Origin of the sequence: Photorhabdus sp. RM71S (assembly GCF_042879355.1) — a bacterium.
GTDB lineage: Bacteria > Pseudomonadota > Gammaproteobacteria > Enterobacterales > Enterobacteriaceae > Photorhabdus > Photorhabdus kayaii.
This window is the reverse complement of sequence record NZ_JBHFKV010000254.1, coordinates 1-296: the sequence shown is the minus strand read 5'-3', so window position 1 is coordinate 296 and position 296 is coordinate 1. Positions and strand designations below refer to the sequence as shown.

1 protein-coding gene is annotated in these 296 nt (G+C 41.2%); it reads left to right on the top strand.

Annotation, left to right across the window (positions count from 1 at the left end; all coding sequences use genetic code 11):
- Positions 1–63: 63 nt before the first annotated feature.
- On the top strand, positions 64–296 hold a 233-nt coding region (locus ACGF5R_RS24780; protein WP_387693301.1), incomplete at its 3' end, for a transposase.

The window sequence follows — 296 nt, the reverse complement described above, 5'->3', positions numbered from 1 at the left end:
ATCACTTAAATTCAGCTCCCATAGGCGTATACTCAAAATAAGTCTGTGTGGAGGTAAATGAAAATGGCTAAAAATCAGATTCAATTCCAAAAAGGCATTTCTATTCATGAGTTTATTTCATTGTATGGTCATGAAGAACAATGCCAGAAACAGGTGTTCGATATGCGCTGGCCAACGGGGTATCGCTGCCCTCATTGTGGGCATGATAAGTATTGCCAGTTAAAATCTCGTCTCCTTTATCAGTGCAATCAATGCCATCATCAGACATCTTTGACGGCCGGCACAGTGTTTTCTGC